This window comes from Kitasatospora sp. NBC_01539, from assembly GCF_045040525.1.
Lineage (GTDB): Bacteria > Actinomycetota > Actinomycetes > Streptomycetales > Streptomycetaceae > Kitasatospora.
Window position 1 is genome coordinate 6,361,031 of record NZ_CP109390.1, and the last position, 23,540, is coordinate 6,384,570.

Below are 23,540 nucleotides of genomic sequence, written 5' to 3' on the forward strand. Positions count from 1 at the left end.
CTGACCTGCGGGTTGCGTCCGCCATGTGGACGCCGTGTTCCACTTCCCGGGATGTTCGGCATCATGTAACCTGCACGAAATCGCATGAGGGCCAACGTCGTCCCTATTGCACTACGCAACTTGCCAATGACGACGACGGGAGAGCCGATGCTGTCTGCATCCATGCACTCCGCCAACGAGCCCGCGCAGGCCAACCGCCCGTATGCGCTCGTTCCGGATGCGCGACCTGCTGCTCAGGGCCTGTACGACCCGCGGAACGAGCACGACGCCTGCGGCGTCGGCTTCGTCGCCACGCTGACCGGCATCGCCGACCACACCGTCGTCGACCAGGCGCTCACCGTCCTGCGCAACCTGGAGCACCGAGGCGCCACCGGCGCCGAACCGGACTCCGGTGACGGCGCGGGCATCCTCACCCAGATCCCGGACGCCTTCCTGCGTTCGAAGGTCTCCTTCGACCTCCCGGCCGCCGGCTCGTACGCGGTCGGCATCGCCTTCCTCCCCGACGAGGACGCCGCTGACGCCACCGCGGTTGCGGCCATCGAGACGATCGCCGCCGAAGAGGGCCTCACCGTCCTCGGCTGGCGCGACGTCCCGGTCACCCCGGACCTGCTGGGCGCCACCGCCCGCTCCGTCATGCCGCGCTTCCGTCAGGTGTTCCTCGCCGACGGCGACCGCAGCGGCATCACGCTCGACCGTGTCGCGTTCGTCGTCCGCAAGCGCGCCGAGCGCCAGGCGGGCGTGTACTTCGCGTCGCTCTCCGCCCGCACCATCGTGTACAAGGGCATGCTGACCACCGGCCAGCTGGAGCCCTTCTTCCCCGACCTGTCGGACCGGCTCTACGCCTCCGCCATCGGCCTGGTGCACTCGAGGTTCTCGACCAACACCTTCCCGAGCTGGCCGCTCGCCCACCCGTACCGCTTCGTCGCGCACAACGGCGAGATCAACACGGTCAAGGGCAACCGCAACTGGATGACCGCCCGCGAGTCGCAGCTCGCCACCGACCTCATCCCCGGCGACCTCGACCGGATCTTCCCGATCTGCACCCCGGACCACTCCGACTCCGCGTCGTTCGACGAGGTCCTGGAGCTGCTCCACCTCGGCGGCCGCTCGCTGCCGCACTCGGTGCTGATGATGATCCCGGAGGCGTGGGAGAACCACGCCACCATGGAGCCCGCCCGCCGCGCGTTCTACCAGTACCACTCCAACCTGATGGAGCCCTGGGACGGCCCGGCCTGCGTCACCTTCACCGACGGCACCCAGATCGGCGCGGTCCTCGACCGCAACGGCCTGCGCCCCGCCCGGTACTGGATCACCGAGGACGGCCTCGTCGTCCTCTCCTCCGAGGTCGGCGTGCTCGACATCGACCAGGAGAAGGTCACCCGCAAGGGCCGCCTGCAGCCCGGCAAGATGTTCCTCGTCGACACCGCCGAGGGCCGCATCGTCGACGACGAGGAGATCAAGTCCTCCCTCGCCGGCGAGCACCCCTACGAGGAGTGGATCGCCGCCGGGCAGATCCAGCTCGCCCAGCTCCCCGAGCGCGAGCACATCGCCCACACCCACGCCTCCGTCACCCGCCGCCAGCAGACCTTCGGCTACACCGAGGAAGAGCTGCGCGTCATCCTGGCGCCGATGGCGAAGACCGGTGGCGAGGCTCTCGGCTCGATGGGCACCGACAGCCCGATCGCCGCGCTCTCCGAGAAGCCGCGCCTGCTGTTCGACTACTTCGTGCAGCTCTTCGCGCAGGTCACCAACCCTCCGCTGGACGCCATCCGCGAGGAGCTCGTCACCTCGCTGCTGAGCAACCTCGGCCCCGAGGGCAACCTGCTCGACGCCGCGCCGTCGCACTGCCGCTCCGTCGGCATCACCTTCCCGGTGATCGACAACGACGAACTGGCCAAGCTCATCCACATCAACGCCGACGGCGACCAGAACGGCCTCAAGGCCGTCACGCTGTCCGGCCTGTACAAGGTGTCGACCGGCGGCCAGGGCCTCGCCGCCCGCCTCGCCGAGATCGCCGCCGAGACGGACGCCGCGATCGCCGACGGCGCCCGCATCATCGTCCTCTCCGACCGCCACTCGGACGCCGAGCATGCGCCGATCCCGTCGCTGCTGCTCACCTCCGCGGTCCACCACCACCTGATCCGCACCAAGCAGCGCACCCAGGTGTCCCTGGTCGTCGAGGCCGGCGACGTCCGCGAGGTGCACCACGTCGCCCTGCTGATCGGCTACGGCGCCGGCGCGGTCAACCCGTACCTGGCGATGGAGTCCGTCGAGGACCTCGTCGCGCAGGCCGTCTTCATCGAGGGCGTCGAGGCCGACAAGGCCATCAAGAACCTGATCAAGGCGCTCGGCAAGGGCGTCCTCAAGGTCATGTCGAAGATGGGCATCTCCACCGTGGCCTCGTACCGCGGCGCCCAGGTCTTCGAGTCGATCGGCCTCTCCCAGGGCCTCGTCGACTCGTACTTCGCCGGCACCACCACCAAGCTCGGCGGCATCGGCCTCGACGAGATCGCCAAGGAGGTGGCCGCCCGCCACGCCAAGGCGTACCCGGCCTCCGGCATCCCCGCCGCGCACCGCGCGCTGGAGATCGGCGGCGAGTACCAGTGGCGCCGCGAGGGCGAGCCGCACCTGTTCGACCCGGACACGGTGTTCCGCCTGCAGCACTCCACGCGCAACCGGCGCTACGACATCTTCAAGCAGTACACCGACCGCGTGAACGAGCAGTCCGAGCGCCTGATGACGCTCCGCGGCCTCTTCAAGCTCGACGGCAAGGGCCGCGCCCCGATCTCCGTCGACGAGGTCGAGCCGGTCTCCGCGATCGTCAAGCGCTTCTCCACCGGCGCCATGTCGTACGGCTCCATCTCCATGGAGGCGCACGAGACCCTCGCCATCGCGATGAACCGCCTCGGCGGCAAGTCGAACACCGGTGAGGGCGGCGAGGACCCGGAGCGCCTGCACGACCCGGAGCGCCGCTCCGCGATCAAGCAGGTCGCCTCCGGCCGCTTCGGCGTCACCAGCGAGTACCTGGTCAACGCGGACGACATCCAGATCAAGATGGCGCAGGGCGCCAAGCCCGGCGAGGGCGGCCAGCTGCCCGGCCACAAGGTCTACCCGTGGGTCGCCCGCACCCGGCACTCCACCCCGGGCGTCGGCCTGATCTCCCCGCCGCCGCACCACGACATCTACTCCATCGAGGACCTGGCTCAGCTGATCCACGACCTCAAGAACGCCAACCCGAAGGCCCGCATCCACGTGAAGCTGGTCTCCGAGGTCGGCGTCGGCACCGTCGCCGCGGGCGTCTCCAAGGCGCACGCCGACGTGGTGCTCGTCTCCGGCCACGACGGCGGCACCGGAGCCTCCCCGCTCACCTCGCTCAAGCACGCGGGCGGCCCCTGGGAGCTCGGCCTCGCCGAGACCCAGCAGACCCTGCTGCTGAACGGCCTGCGCGACCGCATCGTCGTCCAGACCGACGGCCAGCTGAAGACCGGCCGCGACGTCGTCATCGCCGCCCTGCTGGGCGCCGAGGAGTTCGGCTTCGCGACCGCCCCGCTCGTCGTCTCCGGCTGCATCATGATGCGCGTCTGCCACCTCGACACCTGCCCGGTCGGCGTCGCCACCCAGAACCCGGTGCTCCGCGAGCGCTTCTCCGGCAAGCCGGAGTTCGTCGTGAACTTCTTCGAGTTCATCGCCGAGGAGGTCCGCGAGATCCTCGCCGAGCTGGGCTTCCGCTCCATCGAGGAGGCCGTCGGCCACGCCGAGCACATCGACGCGGCCGCCGCCATCGACCACTGGAAGGCCGCCGGCCTCGACCTGGCGCCGCTCTTCTACGTGCCCGAGCTCCCCGAGGGCGCGGCCCTGCACAACACCACCGTGCAGGACCACTCGCTCGACAAGGCCCTCGACAACCAGCTCATCGAGCTCGCCGAGGACGCCCTGGAGCGCGGCGAGGCCGTCCGCATCCAGCTGCCGATCCGCAACGTCAACCGCACGGTCGGCACCATGCTCGGCCACGAGGTGACCAAGCGGTACCGCGGCGCGGGCCTCCCCGAAGGCACCATCGACGTGACCTTCACCGGCTCCGCCGGCCAGTCGTTCGGCGCCTTCGTGCCCACCGGCATCACCCTGCGCCTGGAAGGCGACGCCAACGACTACGTCGGCAAGGGCCTCTCCGGCGGCATCGTCGTCGTCCGCCCGGCCCGCGACGCCGCGGCCATCGGCGCCGACGCCCAGAACCACGTCATCGCCGGCAACACCATCGGCTACGGCGCCACCTCGGGCCGCATCCACCTGCGCGGCAAGGCCGGCGAGCGCTTCGCCGTCCGCAACTCCGGCGCTACCCTGGTCGTGGAGGGCGTGGGCGACCACGGCCTCGAGTACATGACCGGCGGCCGGGTCGTCGTCCTCGGAGAGACCGGGCGCAACCTCGCCGCGGGCATGTCCGGCGGCGTCGCGTACGTCCTCGACCTGCGCCCGGCCAATGTCAACGGCGGCATGGTCGGCATCGAGGCCCCCGACGCCAAGGACCGCGAATGGCTGCGCGAGACCGTGCAGCAGCACTACGAGGAGACCGGCTCCACCGTGGCCGCCGAGCTCCTGGCCGACTGGGGCGGCGGGGTCTCCCGCTTCTCCAAGATCATGCCCACCGACTACAAGGCTGTGCTCGCCGCCAAGGATGCCGCTGAGCGCGACGGGCTCTCCGAGTCCGAGACCACTCGCAAGATGATGGAGGCGGCACATGGCTGACCCGAAGGGCTTCCTGACCACCCCGAAGCAGCTGGCCGAGCGCCGCCCCGTCGACGTCCGTCTGCGGGACTGGAACGAGGTCTACGTCGAACGCAGCCTCCTGCCGATCATCACCAAGCAGGCCGGCCGCTGCATGGACTGCGGCATCCCGTTCTGCCACAACGGCTGCCCCCTCGGGAACCTCATCCCCGAGTGGAACGACCTCGCGTACCGGGACGACTGGGCCGGCGCCATCGAGCGCCTGCACGCCACCAACAACTTCCCGGAGTTCACCGGCCGCCTCTGCCCGGCGCCCTGTGAGTCGGCGTGCGTCCTCGGCATCAACCAGGACGCGGTGACCATCAAGAACGTCGAGGTCACCATCATCGACAAGGCCTGGGACCGCGGCGGCGTCGCCGCCCAGGTCCCGGAGCGCCTGTCCGGCAAGACCGTCGCCGTCATCGGCTCCGGCCCGGCCGGCCTCGCCGCCGCCCAGCAGCTCACCCGGGCCGGCCACACCGTGGTCGTGTACGAGCGCGCCGACCGCATCGGCGGCCTGCTGCGCTACGGCATCCCCGAGTTCAAGATGGAGAAGCGCCACATCAACCGCCGCATCGAGCAGATGCGCGCGGAAGGCACCCGGTTCCGCACCGGTGTCGAGGCCGGCGTCGACATCTCCGGCCAGCAGCTGCGCGACCGCTTCGACGCGGTCGTCATCGCCGCCGGCGCCACCACCGCCCGCGACCTCCCCGTCCCCGGGCGGGAGTTCAAGGGCGTGTACCAGGCCATGGAGTACCTGCCCCTGGCCAACAAGGTGCAGGAGGGCGACTTCGTCGACTCGCCGGTCAGCGCCAAGGGCAAGCACGTGGTCGTCATCGGCGGCGGCGACACCGGCGCGGACTGCGTCGGCACCGCCCACCGCCAGGGCGCGGCCTCGGTCACCCAGCTGGAGATCATGCCGCGGCCCACCGAGGACCGCCCCGGCCACCAGCCCTGGCCGACCATGCCGATGACCTACAAGGTCACCTCCGCGCACGAGGAGGGCGGTGAGCGGGTCTACTCCGTCAACACCACCCACTTCACCGGCGACGAGGACGGCAACGTCCAGGAGCTCCACCTCGTCGAGGTCGAGTTCAAGGACGGCAGGTTCGTGCCGGTGCCCGGCACCGAGCGGGCCCTCCCGGCCCAGCTCGTCACCCTGGCCATGGGCTTCACCGGCACCGACGTCCGCAACGGCCTCGTCGAGCAGCTCGGCGTCGACCTCGACAACCGCGGCAACGTCGCCCGCGACGGCAAGTTCGGCACCAACGTGGACGGCGTGTACGTCTGCGGCGACGCCGGCCGCGGCCAGTCCCTGATCGTCTGGGCCATCGCCGAAGGCCGCTCGGCCGCCGCCGCGGTCGACACGTACCTGGGCGGCAAGACCCCGCTGCCCGCCCCGATCCGTCCGACCGACCGCCCCCTGGTGGTCTGACGACAGGTCACACCCTCACCTGAACCGCCGGGCCGCACCCGGTTGCTCCACACCGCGACCCGCCAGAGCCGCCGGGCCCATGCGGTACGACGCCTGCCCTCTCCCCGACCAAGTTGGGGGCAGGCGTCGTTGTGTTGGGCTGTTTTGTCGCCCGCTCGCCTCCGGGCGCTCCCGGTCCGCTCGGGGCGGTGTTGTCGCCCGCTCGTCCCGTTCCTGTTCGAGGTTTCGCGGAGCCGGAAGCGGGTATTCCTGGCAATCGACTGGGAGCGGGCCGATCGGCCCTCCGACTGTCGGACCCGGGTGGCAGACTGCCGCGGACGGGCAACTGCCCTACGGGACACGGAGGTCGGCGTGATGAGCATGCTCCACACGGGCGGCGGGGTCACCGCCCACCGGCTGCTCCTGGGATCGCAGCTACGACGGCTCCGCGAGGCCCGCGGTGTCTCCCGGGAGGACGCCGGCTACTCGATCCGCGCCTCCGAGTCGAAGATCAGCCGCATGGAGCTGGGCCGGGTCGGTTTCAAGGAGCGCGACGTCGCCGACCTCCTCACCCTCTACGGCCTGGACCATGGCGATGAGCGCACCACCCTGCTCGGCCTGATCGCCGAGGCCAACGCCGTGTCCTGGTGGCACGGTTACGAGGACGTCGTACCGACCTGGTTCCAGACCTACCTCGGGCTGGAGGAGGCCGCCTCCAGCATCGCCAGCTACGAGATCCAGTACGTGCCCGGGCTGTTGCAGACCGAGGCGTACGCCCGCGCCGTCGTCCTGCTCGGACGCCACAACGCGGAGCCGGAGGAGGTCGACCGCCGGGTCGCCGTCCGGATGCGCCGCCAGCAGGTGCTGGCCTCCCGCCGGGCGCCCGCCCTGCACGCCGTGCTCGACGAGGCCGCGCTGCGCCGCCCCTGCGGCGGGCCGGACGTCATGCGCGGCCAGTTGAGGCACCTGATCGAGGCGGCCGGGCGGCCGGGCGTCCGCCTGCAGGTGGTGCCGCTGGGCACGGACCTGCCCGGCGCCGAGGCCGGGGCGTTCTCCGTGCTGGGCTTCGCGGAGGCGGAACTCCCCGACGTGGTCTACCTGGAGCAGTTCACCAGCGCGCTCTACCTCGACCGGCCCGCGGAGGTCGCCGAGTACGCGGCGGCGCTGCGGCGGCTCAGCGAGGCGAGCCTCTCCCCGGAGCGTTCGCTCGCTCTTCTCCGGACCGTTCACGAAGAGATCTGATCCGCTATCAGTAGGATGAGCTTTCGTCAGATCCGTTCGCGCGGACGGAACTCATCGAAAGGCAGCGGATGTCTCACTTCACGGAACTGTCGCAGCAGTACATCGACGGCCGGTGGCGCCCCGGCAGCGGCTCGTGGGACATCGTCGACATCAACCCGTACAACGGCGAGAAGCTGGCCTCCATCACCGTGGCCACGGCCGACGAGGTCGACGAGGCCTACCGGGCGGCCGCCCTCGCACAGCGCGCCTGGGCGAAGATCAACCCCTACACCCGGCGGCTGGTCTTCGAACGCGCCCTGCGGATCCTGGAGGACCGCGAGCAGGAGATCACCGCGACGATCATCGCCGAGCTCGGCGGCACCCGCCTCAAGGCGGGGTTCGAGATATCGCTCGCCAAGGACATGCTCCGCGAGTGCATGCAGCTCTCCCTGCGCGCCGAGGGCCGCATCCTGCCCTCCCCGGTGGACGGCAAGGAGAACCGCCTCTACCGCCTCCCGGTCGGCGTCGTCGGCGTCATCAGCCCGTTCAACTTCCCGCTGTTCCTCTCGCTGAAGGCCGTCGCCCCCGCCCTCGCCCTCGGCAACGGCGTGGTGCTCAAGCCCCACCAGGACGCGCCGATCACCGGCGGCACCCTGATCGCGAAGATCTTCGAGGAGGCGGGCCTGCCCGCCGGCCTGTTCAACGTCGTGCTCACCGACATCGCCGAGATCGGCGACGCCTTCATCGAGCACCCGGTGCCCAAGGTCATCGCCTTCACCGGCTCCGACCAGGTCGGCCGGCACGTCGCCACCGTCGCCGCGAGCCACTTCAAGCGCACCGTGCTCGAACTCGGCGGCAACAGCGCCCTGATCGTCCTCGACGACGCCGACCTCGACTACGCCGTCGACGCCGCCGTCTTCAGCCGCTTCGCCCACCAGGGCCAGGTCTGCATGGCCGCCAACCGCGTGCTCGTCGACCGTTCGGTCATCGACGAGTTCACCGCGAAGTTCGTGGCCAAGATCCGCACCCTGACCGTCGGCGACCCGCTGGACCCGGCCACCGACATCGGCCCGCTCATCAACACCGCCCAGGCCGACTCCATCACCGCACAGGTCGACCAGGCCGTCACCGAGGGCGCCGAGGTGCTGCTCCGCGGCTCCACCGTCGGCACCCTCATGGACCCGGTCGTCCTGGCCGGCGTGCCGCACGACGCCACGATCCTGCGCCGCGAGATCTTCGGCCCGGTCGTCGTCGTCCTGCCCTTCGACGGCGACGACGAGGCCGTCACGATCGCCAACGACACGCCGTTCGGCCTCAGCGGCGCCGTCCACACCGGCAGCATCGAGCGCGGCGTCGCGCTCGCGCAGCGCGTCGAGACCGGCATGATCCACATCAACGACGGCACCATCGCCGACGAGCCGATCGTGCCCTTCGGCGGCGAGAAGAACTCCGGCGTCGGCCGTCTCAACGGCGAGGCCACCGTGGAGGCCTTCACCACCGTCAAGTGGATCTCGATCCAGCACGGGCGCACCCGCTTCCCGTTCTGACCGGCCACCGCACCGGCCCGGCCGCGCCCCGCCACGGGGCCCGGCCGGGCCGCCGCACACCCCCCGGGACCAGCCCCGGAGGGACGGCCCGGCCGCGTACGGTGGAGCACGGACGGCCGGAGCACGGAGAGGAAACCAGGTGCACGGGACAGGGGCGCCGGAACCCGCCACGACGGAGACCGACCTCGCGCTCCCCGACGGCCGCACCCTCCACGCCTACGACACCGCCCCCGGCGACCACGCCCGCCTCGCCGTCGTCTGGCACCACGGCACCCCCAACACCGGCGCACCCCCGGGGCCGCTCCTCGCCGCCGCCGACCGCCTCGGCCTGCGCTGGGTCTCCTACGACCGCCCCGGCTACGGCGGCTCCTCCCCGCACCCCGGACGCGACATCGCCTCCGCCGCGGCCGACACCGCCGCCGTCACCACCGCCCTCGGCATCGACCGGTTCGCCGTCATGGGCCACTCCGGCGGCGCCCCGCACGCCCTCGCCTGCGCCGCCCTCCTCCCCGACCGCGTCCTCGCCGCCGTCGCGTCCGCTGGCCTCGCACCGTACGGCGCCCCCGGTCTCGACTGGTACGCCGGCATGACCGCCTCCGGCGTCGCCTCGCTGCGCTCCGCCGCCGCGGGACGCGCCGCCAAGGAGGCCCACGCGTCCTCCGGCGCCGTCTACGACCCGGAGTTCACCCCCGCGGACCTCGCCGCGCTCCACGGCGCCTGGGCGTGGTTCGACGAGGTCGTCGGCCCCGCCGTCGCCGCCGGTCCCGCCGCCCTGATCGACGACGACCTCGCCTACACCGCCCCCTGGGGGTTCGACCCCGCGGACGTGCGCTGCCCCGTTCTCCTCCTGCACGGCGAGCGCGACCGCGTCGTCCCCGCCGCCCACAGCCGCTGGCTCGCCCGCCGGCTGCCCACCGCCGAACTCCGCACCACCCCCGGCGACGGCCACATCTCCGTGCTCGGCAGCGCCGAGGACGCGCTCGCCTGGCTCCGCGACCGCACCACCGACTGACCCCGGGAGCCCCGGAGGCCCGCTGGGCACCTCGCCCGCCCGCGGCCGGCCGGCCTCACACGGTCGGCCGGCCGAGCCGGAACACCTCCAGCTCGGTGCCGTACCAGCGGTCCGACCGGCCCAGCGACGCCATCCCCAGCCGCCGGCACACCGCCGCCGACGGCTCGTTGTCCGGCCGCACCACGGCGTGGATCTCCGCCAGGCCGTCCGCGAAACCCTTCGCCACCACGGCCGCCGCGGCCTCGGTGGCGAAGCCGTTGCCCCACGCGTCCGGATGGAAGTGCCAGCCGACCTCCACCTCGCCGTCCCCGTCCGGCATCGGCACCAGCAGCACCGAGCCCGCCACCACCCCCGTGTCCAGCCGCTCCACCGCCCACACACCGAACCGCGGATCCGCCGACCGTCCCCGGAACCGCTCCACCATCGCCGCGGCCTCGGCCTCGTCCGCGAGCACCCGCGGAGCCGCACCCAGCCACCGCGCCACCTCCCACCGCCGGTACAGGTCGAAGGCGCGCGCCACGTCGCCCGCCTCCCACTGCCGCAGCACCAGCCGCCCGGTCCGCCACATCACAGCCTCCACACGCCGTCGCAACGCCCCGATCCTGCCCCGCGGCCCCACCCCGGGCGCTACCGCCCGCCCGTGCCGCCCTGCGAGGGCCCGCCGAGGCCCTCCCGCGGCAGCTCCGGAGCCCCCGTCCACAGATCGAGCACCACCCGGTCGCCCAGCGGCCGCTCCAGCCGGAAGTCCACCGGTGACATCCGCAGCGCCGCGTCGCACGCCGTCCCGGGCCCCGCCGTCGGCCGCGCCAGGGCGATCAGCACCACCGCCGCATCCGTCTCGTACGCCTCGGCCCGCTCCGGCCGCTCGCACGAGCCGTGGCCCACCGACGCCGTCAGCGTCCGCCCGTCCGCCGACACGGCGGGCCCCGCAGCCCCCAGCACCCCCTCCAGGTCCTGGGGCGCCCGCGGCACGTCCGGGGGCGGCAGCTGCCCCTCCACCGCCGGATACACGAACGGCGCCGCGTACCCGGCCACCGCGAACTCCCACACCGGGATCTCCGCCCGCCCCCGGCTCGTCGCGACCTCCCGCGTACCCGGCTGCGCGCCGGTCACCTCCAGCGGCCGCCCGCAGTCGCCCCCGCAGGGCTTCCCGGCGGCCACCAGGCCCCGGAACACCGCATCCGCCGACCGCAGCGGCAGCGACAGCTCCGCGCCGTCCGCCCACCGCACCTGCGCCCGCCCGGAGAACGTCCGCGGCAGCCCGCCCGTCAGGACCAGCCGGCCCGCGGCGTACGCCTGCTTGTCCGCGTCGTCGTGGAACGCGTCCGCGGGCAGCCACTCCGGCGGCACGTCCAGCGGCGCGTAGCCCGTCCGCCACACCTGCTCCTGCGGCGACCCCGGCCAGGCCCGGGCCACCGCGGCCGCCCGCTCCCGGGCCGCCGCCTGCACCGCCGCGGACGGCGCGCCACCGCCGCCCGCCGTACTGCCGCACCCCGCCGCCAGCAACACCAGCAACGCCACCGCTCCCGCACGCCCGCGCATCGCACACCCCTGCCGCTCGCCGACCGGACGGCACTGTGACGCAGGCGGGCGTCCCGGGGTTCCGCAGGCGCGGACGGCCCCCGCGGGCGAGACTGGTGAGCGGCCCACGCACCCGCGAGGCCCGAGGAGGTGCCCGATGACCGAGTACGAGCTGACCTTCCCGCACCCCGGCCAGGACGCCGACGACCACGTGGTGGTGCACCCCACCGGCACTCTCGGCCCCGGCGGGCACCCCGTCTACACCGACGACAGCGGCATCGTCCGCGCCGAGATCAGCGACCGCGACGAGGTCCGGATGCTCGCCACGGGTGGACGGCAGGAACTCACCCCGCCGTCCACCGTGCAGCGCCGCGGGTGACGCCCGCAGGCGCCACCCGCACCGCCGGCTAGAACACCGGCACGCCCGCACGGACCAGCCGCCACGTCACGCCGCCGAACTCCGCGGGGTCGATGACACCCTTCGCCTTCACCCAGGCGATCATCGTGTTGCGGATCTCCTCCGAGTTCGACCACACCACCCTGGCGCCCGCGACGTGCGGGAAGTTGCCGCCGCCGCCCGCCCGGTAGTTGTTGACCGCCAGCACGAACTGTGCCGCAGGGTCGACCGGGGCACCCGCGTACGACAGCCCCGTGATCCGCGAACCGGCCGGCTGCGCGATGTCGATGTCGTACGAGACGCCGTACACCGAGTCGAAGTTGTAGTCCGGCGTGGACTGCGCGTTGGTCAGCGTCGCGAGGTCGACCGGCGCACCCGGCGCCAGCTGCGCGAAGTAGCGCGCCGAGAACTCCAGGTAGTCCTTGATCTGCGCACCCGTCAGGATCCGCGCCTCCAGGGTGTTCTCGTAGATGTACAGGCCCGCCGCGTCGCGCAGCCGCACGTCACCCGCCGGGATCAGCGCGGTGCGGTTGAACGGCGCCGCCTGCGCCAGCACCGGCAGCGCCGCGTACTCCGTCGACGCCAGCGCCGTCCGCACCGTGTCGGCCTGCACCCGGCCGATCAGGTCGATGATCGGCACGTCCTTGAACGGCGCCTCGGCGATGGAGAGTTCGGCCTTGCAGGTGCCGATCGTCTGGTTGACGTACGCCACGACCTTCTGGTGCTGGCCGGCGATCAGCTTCACGATCTTCGGGTCCTCCGGCACCGTGTTGGCGTTCAGCACCCGCGCCGCCACCGACGTCACCTGCCAGGCCCCGTGCGCGTACTCCACCTCGAAGTCGAAGCACGTCAGCCGCTGCCCGTAGCAGAGCGGCTCGGAGAGCACGACGGTCTTCCCGGTCTCCGTGTTGACGACCAGCTGCTGCGGGATCTCCTTGTGGGCGTGCCCGACCAGCACCGCGTCGATGCCCGGCACCGTCTCGGCGAGCTGCCTGGAGACGTTCTCGCCCCACGGCAGCTGGTCGCCGTACGAGGTGGCGCCGTCGACACCGGAGTGCGAGGAGACGACCACCACGTCCGCGCCGGCCGCACGCATCCGCGGCACGTACTTCCTCGCCGCCTCCACGATGCCCGGGAAGACCATCTGCCCGCTCACGTTGGCCTTGTCCCAGATCGCGATGCCCGGGTTGGTCAGACCCAGGATGCCGACCCGCAGCGGGCGGCCGTGGCCCAGGTGCAGCGTCTTGACGACGAACGGATCGAACGCCGGCTTCTCGTTCTTCGCGAACAGCGCGTTGGCGCCCAGCAGCGGGAAGTCGAGCTGCTCCTCGTACGCGCGCAGGAGCGGGATGCCGTAGTTGAACTCGTGGTTGCCGAGGGCCGCGGCGTCGTAGCCGATGGCGTTCATCGCGGCGGCCATCGGGTGGCGCGGCGGCCGCTTGGCGGTGATCGGCTCGACCCGGGCGTAGTAGTAACTCAGCTGGGTGCCCTGGATGGTGTCGCCGGAGTCGATCAGCAGGGTGCGGTGACAGCCCTTCTCGGCCCGGACCTGCTCGACGAGCGTGGAGATCTTCGCGAGGCCGACGTCGTTGTGCGCCTTGTCGTCGTACTCGGCGTCCGTGAAGTAGTCCCAGTTGAGCACCCGGCCGTGGAGGTCGGTGGTGCCCATGACGGTGAACGCCTCCTTCTGCGGGGCCTTCCCGCGGGCGCCGTCCCCGCCCTGGGCCGCGGCGGCCGGGGAGGCCGCGGCGACCGGCACGGCGCCGGCCAGGGCGGCGCCGGCCGCGGTGGCGGCCGAGCGGGAGACGAAGTCACGGCGGTTCAGGGGCATGGACGACTCCAGCGTGGTGCGGGACGGACCGTCAACGGCGCAGCCGACGTTGACGCGCGTAGAGAAACGCGCGTAGAAGTCTGCCCGGAAAACGCCCCCGCCGACAGCCCCCGGACGTTTCCGGCAGGTGAGATGTCGGTGACCCCGGCATGGCGGCCGCACCCCGGGGGCCGGCTCCGGGGCCTTCGTCAACCCGGTGCCCCGCGCTCACCCGGCAGGGCGCCGGCCCCCACCACCGGAGAGCGTTTGCGCAGGTCGACGGAGACCGCCGGCGGCACCAACGCGGCCTCACAGCACGCGAAGTCACGTTGTGTCAGTTTGTTAATCAAAACTTTCAGCAACTGCCGCAAGGGAGCCTGCCGGAACAGCGATGTTACGCCCCGGTAATGCCTACGCTCTGGAGGCATGCGCCGAGCAAAAATCGTCTGTACCCTCGGGCCCGCCGCCGACTCGTACGACCAGATCAAGGCCCTGGTCGAGGCCGGCATGGACATCGCCCGGTTCAACCTCAGCCACGGCTCCCAGCTCGAACACGAGGAGCGTTACCACCGCGTCCGCAAGGCCGCCGACGAGACGGGCCGCAGCGTCGGCATCCTCGTCGACCTCCAAGGTCCGAAGATCCGCCTCGGCACCTTCGCCGACGGCCCCGTACTTCTTGAACGCGGCGACGAGTTCACCATCACCGTCGACGAGGCCGAAGGCACCCGCGACCTCTGCAGCACCACCTACGCCGGCCTCGCCGCCGACGTCGCCGCCGGCGAGCACATCCTCGTCGACGACGGCCGCGTCTGCCTGCAGGTCACCGGGGTCGACGGACCCAACGTCCGCACCACCGTGGTCGAAGGCGGCCTCGTCTCCGACCACAAGGGTCTCAACCTCCCCGGAATCTCCGTCTCCGTGCCCGCGCTGAGCGACAAGGACGTCGACGACCTGCGCTGGGCCCTCCGTCTCGGGGCCGACATCATCGCCCTCTCCTTCGTGCGCAGCGGCAAGGACGCCGACGACGTGCACCGCATCATGGAGGAGGAGGGCCGCCGGCTCCCCGTCATCGCCAAGGTCGAGAAGCCCCAGGCCGTCGACAACCTCGAATCCATCGTCGACGCCTTCGACGGCATCATGGTCGCCCGCGGCGACCTCGGCGTCGAGATGCCGATGGAGGACGTGCCGATCGTCCAGAAGCGCGCCGTCAAACTGGCCAAGCGCAACGCCAAGCCGGTCATCGTCGCCACCCAGATGCTCGACTCGATGATCCACGCCTCCCGGCCCACCCGGGCCGAGGCCTCCGACGTCGCCAACGCCGTCCTCGACGGCACCGACGCCGTCATGCTCTCCGGCGAGACCTCCGTCGGCAAGTACCCCGTCGAGACCGTGCGCACCATGGGCCGCATCATCGAGGCCGCCGAGAACGAGGTCCTCGCCGCGGGCCTCCCCCCGCTCACCGAGCGCAACAAGCCCCGCACCCAGGGCGGCGCCGTCGCCCGTGCCGCCGCCGAGATCGGCGACTTCCTCCACGCCAAGTACCTCATCGCCTTCACCCAGAGCGGCGACACGGCCCGCCGCCTCACCCGCTACCGCTCGCCCATCCCCGTGCTCGCCTTCACCTACGAACCCGCCGTGCGCAGCCGGCTCGCCCTCACCTGGGGCGTCGAGACCTTCCTCGGACCGTTCGTCCTCACCACCGACGAGATGGTCGCCCAGGTCGACGCCCAGCTCCTGAGCCTCGGCCGCTGCGAGAAGGGCGACATCGTCGTCATCACCGCCGGATCACCCCCCGGCCTCGCCGGCTCCACCAACCTCGTCCGCGTCCACCACGTCGGCGAACTCGACAACTGAACAGGGGTGGTGACGGCGCGGCGAGGAACCGTGCCGTCACCACCCGGGCCGCCGGGGCCCGCCGTCACCACTTCGGGCCGACGTGCGCGTCCATCAGCGCCACGGACGCCCTGCGGGCGACGGAGACGTCGAGGTGGCCGCTCCGGCGTTCGCGGACGCGCCACTCGACCCCGACCGTGTCGAGGGTTCCGGTGAGGAGGCCGACGATGTCGCGGGAGCCGTTGGTGAAGAAGTAGCGCGGGTAGGCGTTCTCCCGCGTGACGTCGTCGGCGCCCTGTCGGCGGACCCGGTTCACCGTGCGGCAGCCGTCGGAGTGGATCAGGCCCCGGACGAAGTGCCAGGGGGGCCGCGGCCACCTCGCTCCGCTGCCAGGGGACGAGGGCGAGGGGGCTCAGGTGCTTGGGCCCGGCCCCGTGCTGCGGGAAGAGGCAGGGCCAGTGCTTGCTGCGGCTCACCACGCTGGTGCAGCCCGGCGCCCGGACCCGGTGCACGGCGTTTCCCGGGAGCACGGCCCGCACGGCCGCGGCGCACTCGTCGATCAGCCCCGGCCATGCGTCGGCGCAGGCGATGCGCAGGGCGTGGACGCCGCGGCGTTCCTCGCTGAGGCAGCCGTCGCCGAGGTAGAGGCCGAGGAGGTAGGAGTAACTGCCGGGCGGTGGTACGGGGTTCGGCTGGCCGTCGCGCAGGGGGCAGTCGGCGGTCATCCGCGGGCTCGGGTCGGGCCGCAGGGTCCAGGACCGGAGGGTGGAGCGGGAGATGCCGGTCGCCCGGCTCGCGGCGCTGACGGTCGCTCCGGTGCGGAGGAGGCCGAGTGCGGCGCGGCGGGTGTCGCTGTCGTACATGCGGCCGATCGTCCGCCGCGTCGGGGGGAATGGTCGGCCCGGACGAATTACGTACCCGAAGTGATGAAGATCTCCAACGGGTCCCCGACCTTCAAAGTAAAGGTAAGTGCCCCGAGTGGGATTCGAACCCACACTGAATGGTGTTTGAGACCATCGCCTCTGCCCTTGGGCTACCGGAGCGACCAGCGAATCAAAGGTTGCCCCCGATATGCTGTGACTCAAACATACCGTGTCTAGGTAGGCTCGTGCATGCAGCACCCCGCCGGAACAAGGAGCCCCGTGAGCACCGCCGACGAGCAGCCCCAGCCGCTTGAGCTCGACCCGCCCCCGATCACCCGCATCGTCATCGCCGAGGACGAGGCCCTCATCCGCCTCGACCTGAAGGAGATGCTGGAGGAGGAGGGATACACCGTCGTCGGCGAGGCCGGGGACGGCGAGACGGCGGTGAAGCTCGTCGAGGAGCTCAAGCCCGACCTCGCCATCCTGGACGTCAAGATGCCCGTCCTCGACGGCCTGTCCGCCGCCGAGCGCATCCACGAGCAGCACCTGGCTCCGGTGCTCATGCTGACCGCCTTCTCGCAGCGCGAGCTGGTCGACCGGGCGCGGGACGCGGGCGCGATGGCGTACATCGTGAAGCCGTTCAGCAAGAGCGACCTCGTGCCGGCGATCGAGATGGCGGTCTCCCGCTACACCGAGATGCGCACGCTGGAGCAGGAGATCGCGGACCTCTCGCAGCGCCTGGAGACCCGCAAGCTGGTGGACCGCGCGAAGAGCGTGCTGCAGACGAAGTTCGGGCTGACCGAGCCCGCCGCGTTCCGCTGGATCCAGAAGACGTCGATGGACCGCCGGATGACGATGGCCGCCGTGGCCCACGCCGTCATCGAGGAGGGCGAGGCCCAGGACCGGAAGAAGCCCGAGTCCGAGGCCTGACCCGTCCGCAGGACCTGACCGCCCCCGCCGGAGTCCCTCCGGCGGGGGCGGCGTCGTTCCCGCCCCCGTTCCCGGTATTCGATCTCCGCGTGAGACCTCGTGCCGGATGGGGGCGTTCTGTACGGGTGACAGCAGAACGGTTCGTGGTCGTCGGGGGAGAGCGGGATGCGCGAGAGGCCGGACTTCGAGGAGTTCGCAGCCGGCAGGGCCCGCAGGCTCTTCCAGATCGCCTATCTGATGTGCGGCGACTGGTACCAGGCGCAGGACCTGGTGCAGACGGCGCTCGGCAAGATGTACGCGGTCTGGGGGCGGCTGCGGTTCGAGGACGGGGACGCGGGGCTCGACGCCTACGCGCGGAAGGTGCTGCTGCGCACCTACCTGTCGCACCGGCGTCTGCGGCGCTCGTCGGAGCTCACGGTCGAGCGGGTGCCCGACGCCCCGTCGGACGGTGCGGCGGACGGCGGGGCGGGCCGTACGGAGCTGCGGCTGGTGCTGGTGGAGGCGCTGGCGCAGTTGCCGCCGCGCAACCGGGCGGTGGTGGTGCTGCGCTATCTGGAGGACCACAGCGTGGAGGCGGTCGCGGAGATGCTCGGCACGTCCCCGGCGGCGGTGAAGAGCCTGACGACGCGTTCGCTGGCGAAGCTGCGGGAGCTGCTGGGCGACCGAGACCTGTTCCAGTGGAGTTGATGCCCGCGGCCCGCACCGGCCCGCACCGGCGCCCGCACCGGCGCGCTGCGATGCGATGAGGTGCGGTGCGGGTCGATCGGTGAGCCGTACGAGTCCGGAGCGGTCCGGAGAGCGAGGGGTGCGAGGGTGGAGATCGAGGACGGGCTGGGGCGGCTGCTGGCGGACGGGGTGTCCGAACTCCGGCCGCCGGTGGGCGAGATGGTGCGGGAGGCGGGCCGGATCGGGCGGCGCCGCCGGCGGGTGCGCCGGCTGGTGGCCGGGGGCGCGGCCGTCCTCGCGGTGGCGGTGGTGGCGGCGGGCCCGGCGGTGTGGCCGGACCGGTGGGGCGCCCCACGGGAGGTGGCGGCGGGCCCGCCGACCTTGGCCACGGTGTCCGGCGGCCCGTCCGGGCCCGCGGTGACGGCGGAGCCGCCGCCGGTGGACGCGACGTGGCCGTCCGTGCTGCAGGTGCTGTCGGACGTGCTGCCGCCGGGTGGGCGGTTCGTGGGGCTGGATCCGTACGCGACCTCGGGCGCGGACGTCGACAGGGTGGCGGCGGTGGTCGTGGGCTACGAGCGGAACTCGGCTCCGGTGTCGCTGACCGTGCGGATGTACCGGAACGTGCGGCCGGCGGACGTCGCCACGGCGTGTGCGGACTTCGGTGCGGGCGAGCAGCGGTACAAGGACCGGGGTCCACGCCAGCCCGGCGTGGAGGAGGCCGGGTGCCGTACCCGGCTCCTGGCGGACGGCGGCACGCTGTTCAGCGGGGTGACGCACACGACCGTGGGGGGCTTCTTCGAGGACGTGGTGCGGCTGTACCGGCCGAACGGTGAGCTGGTGGAGCTTCGGGCGGGCAACGGCGTGGTCGGCGACGCGGTGATGCCCCGGCCGCCGTTCGGCCCCACGTGGTGGGAGGAGGCGGTGCAGCGTCCGGAGTGGGCGTTCCGGGTGCCGGCGTCGACGGCCGCGGCCGGCGACCGGCTGGCGGCCACCGTGTCGAGGCAGCCGTGCCCGCAGGCCGTTCCGGCGTCGTCCTGCGTGCAGTGAGCGGGCCCGGACGGAAGCGGTCCGCCCCGGAGCCTTGGTGGCTCCGGGGCGGACCGTTTCTGCAGCGGGACGGCGGGGCTCAGTCCTCGCCGAGGTACGCCTTGCGGACGGACTCGTCGTGGAGGAGGTCCGCGCCGGTGCCCTTGAGCACGATGCGGCCGGTCTCCATGACGTAGCCCTGGTCGGACAGCGACAGCGCCGCCTGGGCGTTCTGCTCGACGAGCAGGATCGTGGTGCCCGACGCCTTGAGCTCGACGATGGTCGCCATGATCTTCTGCATCATCAGCGGGGACAGGCCCATCGAGGGCTCGTCCAGCATGAGCAGCTTCGGCCGGGACATCAGGGCGCGGCCCATGGCGAGCATCTGCTGCTCACCGCCGGACAGCGTGCCGGCGGCCTGCTTGCGGCGCTCGCCGAGGATCGGGAAGAGCGTGTAGGCACGCTCGACGTCCTCGGTGATGCCGGCGGTGTCCTTCCGGAGGAAGGCGCCGAGGAGGAGGTTCTCCTCGATGCTCATCCGCGGGAAGATGTGCCGGCCCTCGGGGGAGTGGGCCAGGCCCAGCGACACGATCTTGTGGGCGGGCACGCTGGTGAGCGGTGCGCCGTCGAAGGTGATGGTGCCGCTGGTGGGCCGCAGCAGCCCGGAGAGGGTGCGCAGCGTCGTGGTCTTGCCGGCGCCGTTGGTGCCGATGAGGGTGGTGACCTCACCCTGTTCGACGGTGAAGCTGATGCCCTTGACGGCTTCGATCTTGCCGTAGGCGACGCGGAGGTCCTCGACCTCGAGAAGGGCTGTCACAGGTCTGCCTCCGTGCTTGCTGCCGTCTCGGTGGCGCCTTCGAGGGGTGCACCGAGGTAGGCGGTGATGACGCGCTCGTCGTTCTGGACGGTCTCCCGGTCGCCCTCGACGATCTTCTGGCCCTGGACGAGCACGGCGGTGCGGTCGCACAGGTTGAAGATGAACCGCATGTCGTGCTCGATGACGAGGACGGCGATGCCCTTGTCGCGGATCGCGAAGACGAGCTCCTCGGCGGCGCGGGTCTCCTGCGGGTTCATGCCGGCGGTGGGTTCGTCGAGCAGCAGCAGGCCGGGCTCGCTGGCCATGGCGCGGGCGATCTCCAGCTTGCGCTGCTCGCCGTAGGGGAGGTTGCGGGCGAGGTGCTCGGCCTTGGCGGCGAGGCCGGTGAACTCCAGGAGTTCCATGGCCTTCTCGCGGCTCTCGGCCTCGGCCCGCTTGTAGCCGGGGCCGCGGAGGATGGCGGAGAAGAGGCCTTCCTTGGTGCGGCTGTGGCGGCCGACGAGCACGTTCTCCAGGACGGTCATGTTGGCGAAGAGCCGGATGTTCTGGAAGGTGCGGGCGATGCCGGCGGTGGTGACGAGGTGGGGCTTGGGCGGGAGCACGGTGCCCTGGTAGCGGACGGTGCCCTCGGTGGGGACGTACAGGCCGGTGAGGCAGTTGAAGAAGGTGGTCTTGCCGGCGCCGTTGGGGCCGATCAGGCCGACGATCTCGCCCTTGTTGACGGTGAGGTCGACGTTGTTGACGGCGGTGAGGCCGCCGAAGCGCATGACGACGCCGCTGGCTTCGAGGACGGGCACCGGCGCGGTGGCGGTGGCGGCGGGGGCGGTCTCGGTGGTCATCTGGGTGGTCACGCCCCTGCCTTGGTGAGGGCGTCGTCGACGGGCGACGCCTGGGCGGGGATGTCCGCCGCCTCGTGGAATTCGAGCTGCTGACGGCGGTTCGGGATGAGGCCCTCGGGGCGGACCCGCATGAGGATGATCAGCGCGATGCCGAAGGCGAGCAGCTGGTAGTCGGCGAGGAATTCCAGCTTCTTCGGGATGAGGAAGAGGAGGGTGGCGCCGACGAGGGGGCCGCTGATGGTGCCCATGCCGCCGAGGATGACCGCGGCGAGCAGGAACGCGGAGTTCGGCGGGAGGGCCTCGGCGAAGGTGTACTGGTCCGGCGTCACGGTGTAGCTGACGTGGGCCTGCACGGTGCCGGCGAGGCCGGCGAGGAAGGCGCCGAGGGCGAAGGCGACGAGCTTGACCCGGAAGCCGTTGATGCCCATGGCCTCCGCGGCGGTCTCGTCCTCGCGGATGGCGACCCAGGCGCGGCCCAGGCGGGAGTTGGAGACCCGGGCGAAGACCAGCACCACGACGGCGGTGACGGCGAGCATCAGCAGGTAGTAGTTGGAGAACCGGCCGAGTTCGACGCCGAGCACGGTGTGCTTCTGGCCGAGGTCGAAACCGAAGATCTCCATGTCGGGGATCCGCGGGATGCCGTTGGAGCCGTTGGTGATGTCCGGTCCGGTGGTCCCGTTGAGGTTCAGCATGGTGATGCGGAAGATCTCGCCGAAGCCCAGGGTGACGATGGCGAGGTAGTCGCCGCGCAGCCGCAGGGTGGGGGCGCCGATCACGACACCGAAGATCATGGAGACCGCGGCACCGATCAGCATCGCCGCCCACCAGGGGAGCTGCAGCTGGATCGGGGAGGCCGGGGAGCCGGAGAAGAGGGCCGCGGTGTACGCGCCGACGCCGAGGAAGGCGACGTAGCCGAGGTCCAGCAGGCCCGCGAGGCCGACGACGATGTTCAGGCCGAGGGCGACGGTCGCGAAGATCAGGATGTTCGTCGCGACGGAGGTGTACTGGTCGCTGGTCTGCGTGAACGGGAAGCTCGCGGCCGCGGCGAAGGCGGCGCCGGTGGTGACCGAGCGGTGCTTGACCGTCAGGGCGCGCAGGCGGGCGACCAGGCCGACCTTCGTGAACGCGGCGATGAGGAAGCCGAGCAGGAACAGGTAGCCGGTGAACAGCTCGCCGTACTCGGTGTCGATGCCGAAGGTGACGATGAACAGGCCCGCACCGAACGCGCCGATGACGAACAGCAGCTCGACCCAGGAGGGCAGCGTGCGGGTCGGCGGGAGCGGGCGCTCGATGGTGCCGAGGCGCAGCCAGCTGTTGGCCAGGTGGACGAGCTGGGTGAGGATCACACCGCCGGCGGCGATCAGCAGTCCGACGGCGAGCATCACCATGACGTCGGCGACGGGGTGGGTCTCGGGGATGGCGTCGGCGCCGACGATGGCGAGCGGGCCGATCACGAGCAGCGAGAACACCGGCAGCGGCAGGACCTTGACCGGCACCGTGGTGCGGCGGTCGAGCGGCAGGCCGAGGGCGCCGGTGAGGGCGATCAGCGAGAAGACGCCGGCGACCCAGCCGCCGGGCTCCAGGTTGGCGGAGCCGCCGAGGTCGACCGAGATGGAGATCAGGGTGTACCAGGTGGTGACGGCGGCGCCGGCGGCGGCGAGGAGGACGCCGTTGTTGCTGCCGCGCGGGCTGAGCCAGCGCAGGCCGGGCACGCCCTGGGTGGCGAGGAACAGCAGCAGGGTGGCGACGCCCGCGGTGAGCGTGAACCACTGGAGGCCGCCGGGGTAGCCGGTGACGGTGAGGTCGCCGGGGAACTCGGAGGTCCAGGTCCAGGCGAGGAACGCGGAGGCCACGGTGCCGGCGGCGCCGACCGCGGTGGCGATGCGGGCTGCTCCGGCGGGGAGCGGGACGACCGGGGTGATTTCGGTGCTCATGGTGGTCACGCCCTGTCCGCGACGCGCTCGCCGAGCAGGCCCTGTGGCCTCACGAGCAGCACGAGAATGAGGAGTACGAAGGCCCAGACGTCCTTCCAGGCTCCGCCGCCGAAGAGGTGCATGCCGGGCAGGTGCTGGATGTAGCCGGTGGCGAGGCTCTCGGCGAGGCCGAGGACGAGGCCGCCGAGCATGGCGCCGTAGATGTTGCCGATGCCGCCGAGGACGGCTGCGGTGAACGCCTTGAGGCCGAGGAGGAAGCCCATGCGGAAGTCGACCTGGCCGGTGCGCAGGCCGTAGGCGACGGCGGCGACGGCGGCGAACGCGGCACCGATGGCGAAGGCCATGACGATGATGCGGTCGGTGTCGATGCCCATCAGCTTGGCCGTGTCGGGGTCCTGGCTGGTGGCCTGCATGGCGCGGCCGGAGCGGGTCTTGGTGACGAACCAGCCGAGGATCAGCATGCAGACCGGGGCGGCGATGATGAGGAAGACGTCGCTGCGCTGGATGGTGACCGAGGCGAGCTCGAAGGGGTCGCCGGGGATCTTCGGGAAGACCCGGGCCTTCTTGGCGTCCGGGTAGAACGCGAAGACGAGCTGCTGCAGGGCGAGCGAGAGGCCGATCGCGGTGATGAGCGGTGCCAGCCGGGGCGCGGTGCGCAGCGGCCGGTAGGCGAACCGCTCGGCGCCGACGGCGACGAGGGTGGAGACGAGGATGCCGGCCAGCAGCATCAACGGGATGGCGAGCCAGAGGGTGGTTCCGCCCGGGAGGGCGAGGAAGGCGGTGAGGGCTCCGAAGCCGCCGACCATGAAGATCTCGCCATGGGCGAAGTTGATGAGTTGGACGATGCCGTAAACCATCGTGTAGCCGATCGCGACGAGCCCGTAGAGGGCTCCCAGGATCAGGCCGTTGGCCAACTGCTGCGGTAGCTCGTTCACCGCTCGGCCTCCGT

General features: G+C 71.8%; 18 protein-coding genes and 1 tRNA gene. 10 read left to right on the forward strand and 9 right to left on the reverse strand.

Annotated elements, in window-relative coordinates:
- The first annotated feature begins 162 nt into the window (after positions 1-162).
- The 5 genes from gltB to OG335_RS27625 all read left to right on the forward strand — a co-directional run bounded on the left by gltB (position 163) and on the right by OG335_RS27625 (position 9,955).
- A complete protein-coding gene (gltB, locus tag OG335_RS27605; RefSeq protein ID WP_405015542.1) occupies positions 163-4,743 on the forward strand; it encodes a glutamate synthase large subunit in 4,581 nt (1,526 codons plus the stop codon).
- Positions 4,736-6,196, forward strand: a complete 1,461-nt coding sequence (locus tag OG335_RS27610; protein WP_405013830.1) for a glutamate synthase subunit beta — start codon at positions 4,736-4,738, stop codon at positions 6,194-6,196. The genes gltB and OG335_RS27610 overlap by 8 nt, the downstream gene beginning before the upstream one ends.
- A gap of 354 nt (positions 6,197-6,550) precedes the next feature.
- The gene (locus OG335_RS27615) at positions 6,551-7,417 is read left to right on the forward strand and encodes a helix-turn-helix domain-containing protein (RefSeq protein WP_405013831.1); all 867 of its coding nucleotides are present in this window, start codon (positions 6,551-6,553) and stop codon (positions 7,415-7,417) included.
- Between the two features lie 68 nt (positions 7,418-7,485).
- Entirely contained in the window at positions 7,486-8,943 is a 1,458-nt protein-coding gene (locus OG335_RS27620) for an aldehyde dehydrogenase family protein (RefSeq protein ID WP_405013832.1), read from the forward strand.
- Positions 8,944-9,082: 139 nt separating this feature from the next.
- A complete protein-coding gene (locus OG335_RS27625; protein WP_405013833.1) occupies positions 9,083-9,955 on the forward strand; it encodes an alpha/beta fold hydrolase in 873 nt (290 codons plus the stop codon).
- A gap of 55 nt (positions 9,956-10,010) precedes the next feature.
- Here OG335_RS27625 and OG335_RS27630 read toward each other — a convergent pair whose 3' ends face one another.
- The gene (locus tag OG335_RS27630) at positions 10,011-10,523 is read right to left on the reverse strand and encodes a GNAT family N-acetyltransferase (RefSeq protein WP_405013834.1); all 513 of its coding nucleotides are present in this window, start codon (positions 10,521-10,523) and stop codon (positions 10,011-10,013) included.
- 59 nt (positions 10,524-10,582) lie between these two features.
- Positions 10,583-11,497: a hypothetical protein gene (locus OG335_RS27635; RefSeq protein WP_405013835.1), complete on the reverse strand. Its 915-nt coding sequence runs from the start codon at positions 11,495-11,497 to the stop codon at positions 10,583-10,585.
- Positions 11,498-11,633: 136 nt separating this feature from the next.
- On the opposite strand from OG335_RS27635, the gene OG335_RS27640 reads away from it, so the two are divergent.
- Positions 11,634-11,855, forward strand: a complete 222-nt coding sequence (locus OG335_RS27640) for a DUF6296 family protein (RefSeq protein ID WP_405013836.1) — start codon at positions 11,634-11,636, stop codon at positions 11,853-11,855.
- A 28-nt stretch (positions 11,856-11,883) separates the two neighbouring features.
- Here the strand turns inward: OG335_RS27640 and OG335_RS27645 are convergent, their stop codons facing one another.
- A complete protein-coding gene (locus OG335_RS27645) occupies positions 11,884-13,704 on the reverse strand; it encodes a bifunctional metallophosphatase/5'-nucleotidase (protein WP_405013837.1) in 1,821 nt (606 codons plus the stop codon).
- A gap of 405 nt (positions 13,705-14,109) precedes the next feature.
- Here OG335_RS27645 and pyk point away from each other — a divergent pair, with 405 nt between their 5' ends.
- Positions 14,110-15,537: a pyruvate kinase gene (gene pyk, locus OG335_RS27650; RefSeq protein ID WP_405013838.1), complete on the forward strand. Its 1,428-nt coding sequence runs from the start codon at positions 14,110-14,112 to the stop codon at positions 15,535-15,537.
- Positions 15,538-15,601: 64 nt separating this feature from the next.
- On the opposite strand, the gene OG335_RS27655 is transcribed toward pyk, so the two are convergent.
- Together OG335_RS27655 and OG335_RS27660 are read right to left on the reverse strand one after the other, a co-directional pair.
- Complete coding sequence (locus tag OG335_RS27655) at positions 15,602-15,832, reverse strand: hypothetical protein (RefSeq protein ID WP_405013839.1); 231 nt, start codon at positions 15,830-15,832, stop codon at positions 15,602-15,604.
- Positions 15,833-16,486: 654 nt separating this feature from the next.
- Positions 16,487-16,559: transfer RNA gene (locus OG335_RS27660), tRNA-Leu, on the reverse strand.
- Positions 16,560-16,658: 99 nt separating this feature from the next.
- On the opposite strand from OG335_RS27660, the gene OG335_RS27665 reads away from it, so the two are divergent.
- The 3 genes from OG335_RS27665 to OG335_RS27675 all read left to right on the forward strand — a co-directional run bounded on the left by OG335_RS27665 (position 16,659) and on the right by OG335_RS27675 (position 19,022).
- The gene (locus tag OG335_RS27665; RefSeq protein ID WP_405013840.1) at positions 16,659-17,309 is read left to right on the forward strand and encodes an ANTAR domain-containing response regulator; all 651 of its coding nucleotides are present in this window, start codon (positions 16,659-16,661) and stop codon (positions 17,307-17,309) included.
- A 165-nt stretch (positions 17,310-17,474) separates the two neighbouring features.
- On the forward strand, positions 17,475-17,996 hold the full coding sequence (locus tag OG335_RS27670) for a SigE family RNA polymerase sigma factor (RefSeq protein ID WP_405013841.1): 522 nt from the start codon (positions 17,475-17,477) through the stop codon (positions 17,994-17,996).
- A 126-nt stretch (positions 17,997-18,122) separates the two neighbouring features.
- On the forward strand, positions 18,123-19,022 hold the full coding sequence (locus OG335_RS27675) for a hypothetical protein (protein ID WP_405013842.1): 900 nt from the start codon (positions 18,123-18,125) through the stop codon (positions 19,020-19,022).
- Between the two features lie 79 nt (positions 19,023-19,101).
- Here the strand turns inward: OG335_RS27675 and OG335_RS27680 are convergent, their stop codons facing one another.
- Genes OG335_RS27680 through OG335_RS27695 form a run of 4 tightly spaced genes read right to left on the reverse strand, consistent with a single transcriptional unit; the run spans position 19,102 to position 23,526 of the window.
- A complete protein-coding gene (locus OG335_RS27680) occupies positions 19,102-19,818 on the reverse strand; it encodes an ABC transporter ATP-binding protein (protein ID WP_405013843.1) in 717 nt (238 codons plus the stop codon).
- The gene (locus OG335_RS27685) at positions 19,815-20,657 is read right to left on the reverse strand and encodes an ABC transporter ATP-binding protein (protein WP_405015543.1); all 843 of its coding nucleotides are present in this window, start codon (positions 20,655-20,657) and stop codon (positions 19,815-19,817) included. Before OG335_RS27685 ends, OG335_RS27680 begins: the two co-directional genes overlap by 4 nt.
- Before the next feature lie 8 nt (positions 20,658-20,665).
- Positions 20,666-22,591: a branched-chain amino acid ABC transporter permease gene (locus tag OG335_RS27690; RefSeq protein ID WP_405013844.1), complete on the reverse strand. Its 1,926-nt coding sequence runs from the start codon at positions 22,589-22,591 to the stop codon at positions 20,666-20,668.
- A gap of 5 nt (positions 22,592-22,596) precedes the next feature.
- A complete protein-coding gene (locus OG335_RS27695) occupies positions 22,597-23,526 on the reverse strand; it encodes a branched-chain amino acid ABC transporter permease (RefSeq protein ID WP_405013845.1) in 930 nt (309 codons plus the stop codon).
- Between the last annotated feature and the right edge of the window lie 14 nt (positions 23,527-23,540).

Bases quoted from the DNA above. Each gene is read 5' to 3' on its own strand.
- OG335_RS27670 (WP_405013841.1), top strand. From the start codon at position 17,475: ATGCGCGAGAGGCCGGACTTCGAGGAGTTCGCAGCCGGCAGGGCCCGC.
- OG335_RS27645 (WP_405013837.1), bottom strand. From the start codon at position 13,704: ATGCCCCTGAACCGCCGTGACTTCGTCTCCCGCTCGGCCGCCACCGCG.
- OG335_RS27630 (WP_405013834.1), bottom strand. From the start codon at position 10,523: ATGTGGCGGACCGGGCGGCTGGTGCTGCGGCAGTGGGAGGCGGGCGAC.
- OG335_RS27610 (WP_405013830.1), top strand. From the start codon at position 4,736: ATGGCTGACCCGAAGGGCTTCCTGACCACCCCGAAGCAGCTGGCCGAG.
- OG335_RS27615 (WP_405013831.1), top strand. From the start codon at position 6,551: ATGAGCATGCTCCACACGGGCGGCGGGGTCACCGCCCACCGGCTGCTC.
- OG335_RS27640 (WP_405013836.1), top strand. From the start codon at position 11,634: ATGACCGAGTACGAGCTGACCTTCCCGCACCCCGGCCAGGACGCCGAC.
- OG335_RS27690 (WP_405013844.1), bottom strand. From the start codon at position 22,591: ATGAGCACCGAAATCACCCCGGTCGTCCCGCTCCCCGCCGGAGCAGCC.
- gltB (WP_405015542.1), top strand. From the start codon at position 163: ATGCACTCCGCCAACGAGCCCGCGCAGGCCAACCGCCCGTATGCGCTC.
- OG335_RS27620 (WP_405013832.1), top strand. From the start codon at position 7,486: ATGTCTCACTTCACGGAACTGTCGCAGCAGTACATCGACGGCCGGTGG.
- pyk (WP_405013838.1), top strand. From the start codon at position 14,110: ATGCGCCGAGCAAAAATCGTCTGTACCCTCGGGCCCGCCGCCGACTCG.
- OG335_RS27685 (WP_405015543.1), bottom strand. From the start codon at position 20,657: ATGACCACCGAGACCGCCCCCGCCGCCACCGCCACCGCGCCGGTGCCC.
- OG335_RS27635 (WP_405013835.1), bottom strand. From the start codon at position 11,497: ATGCGCGGGCGTGCGGGAGCGGTGGCGTTGCTGGTGTTGCTGGCGGCG.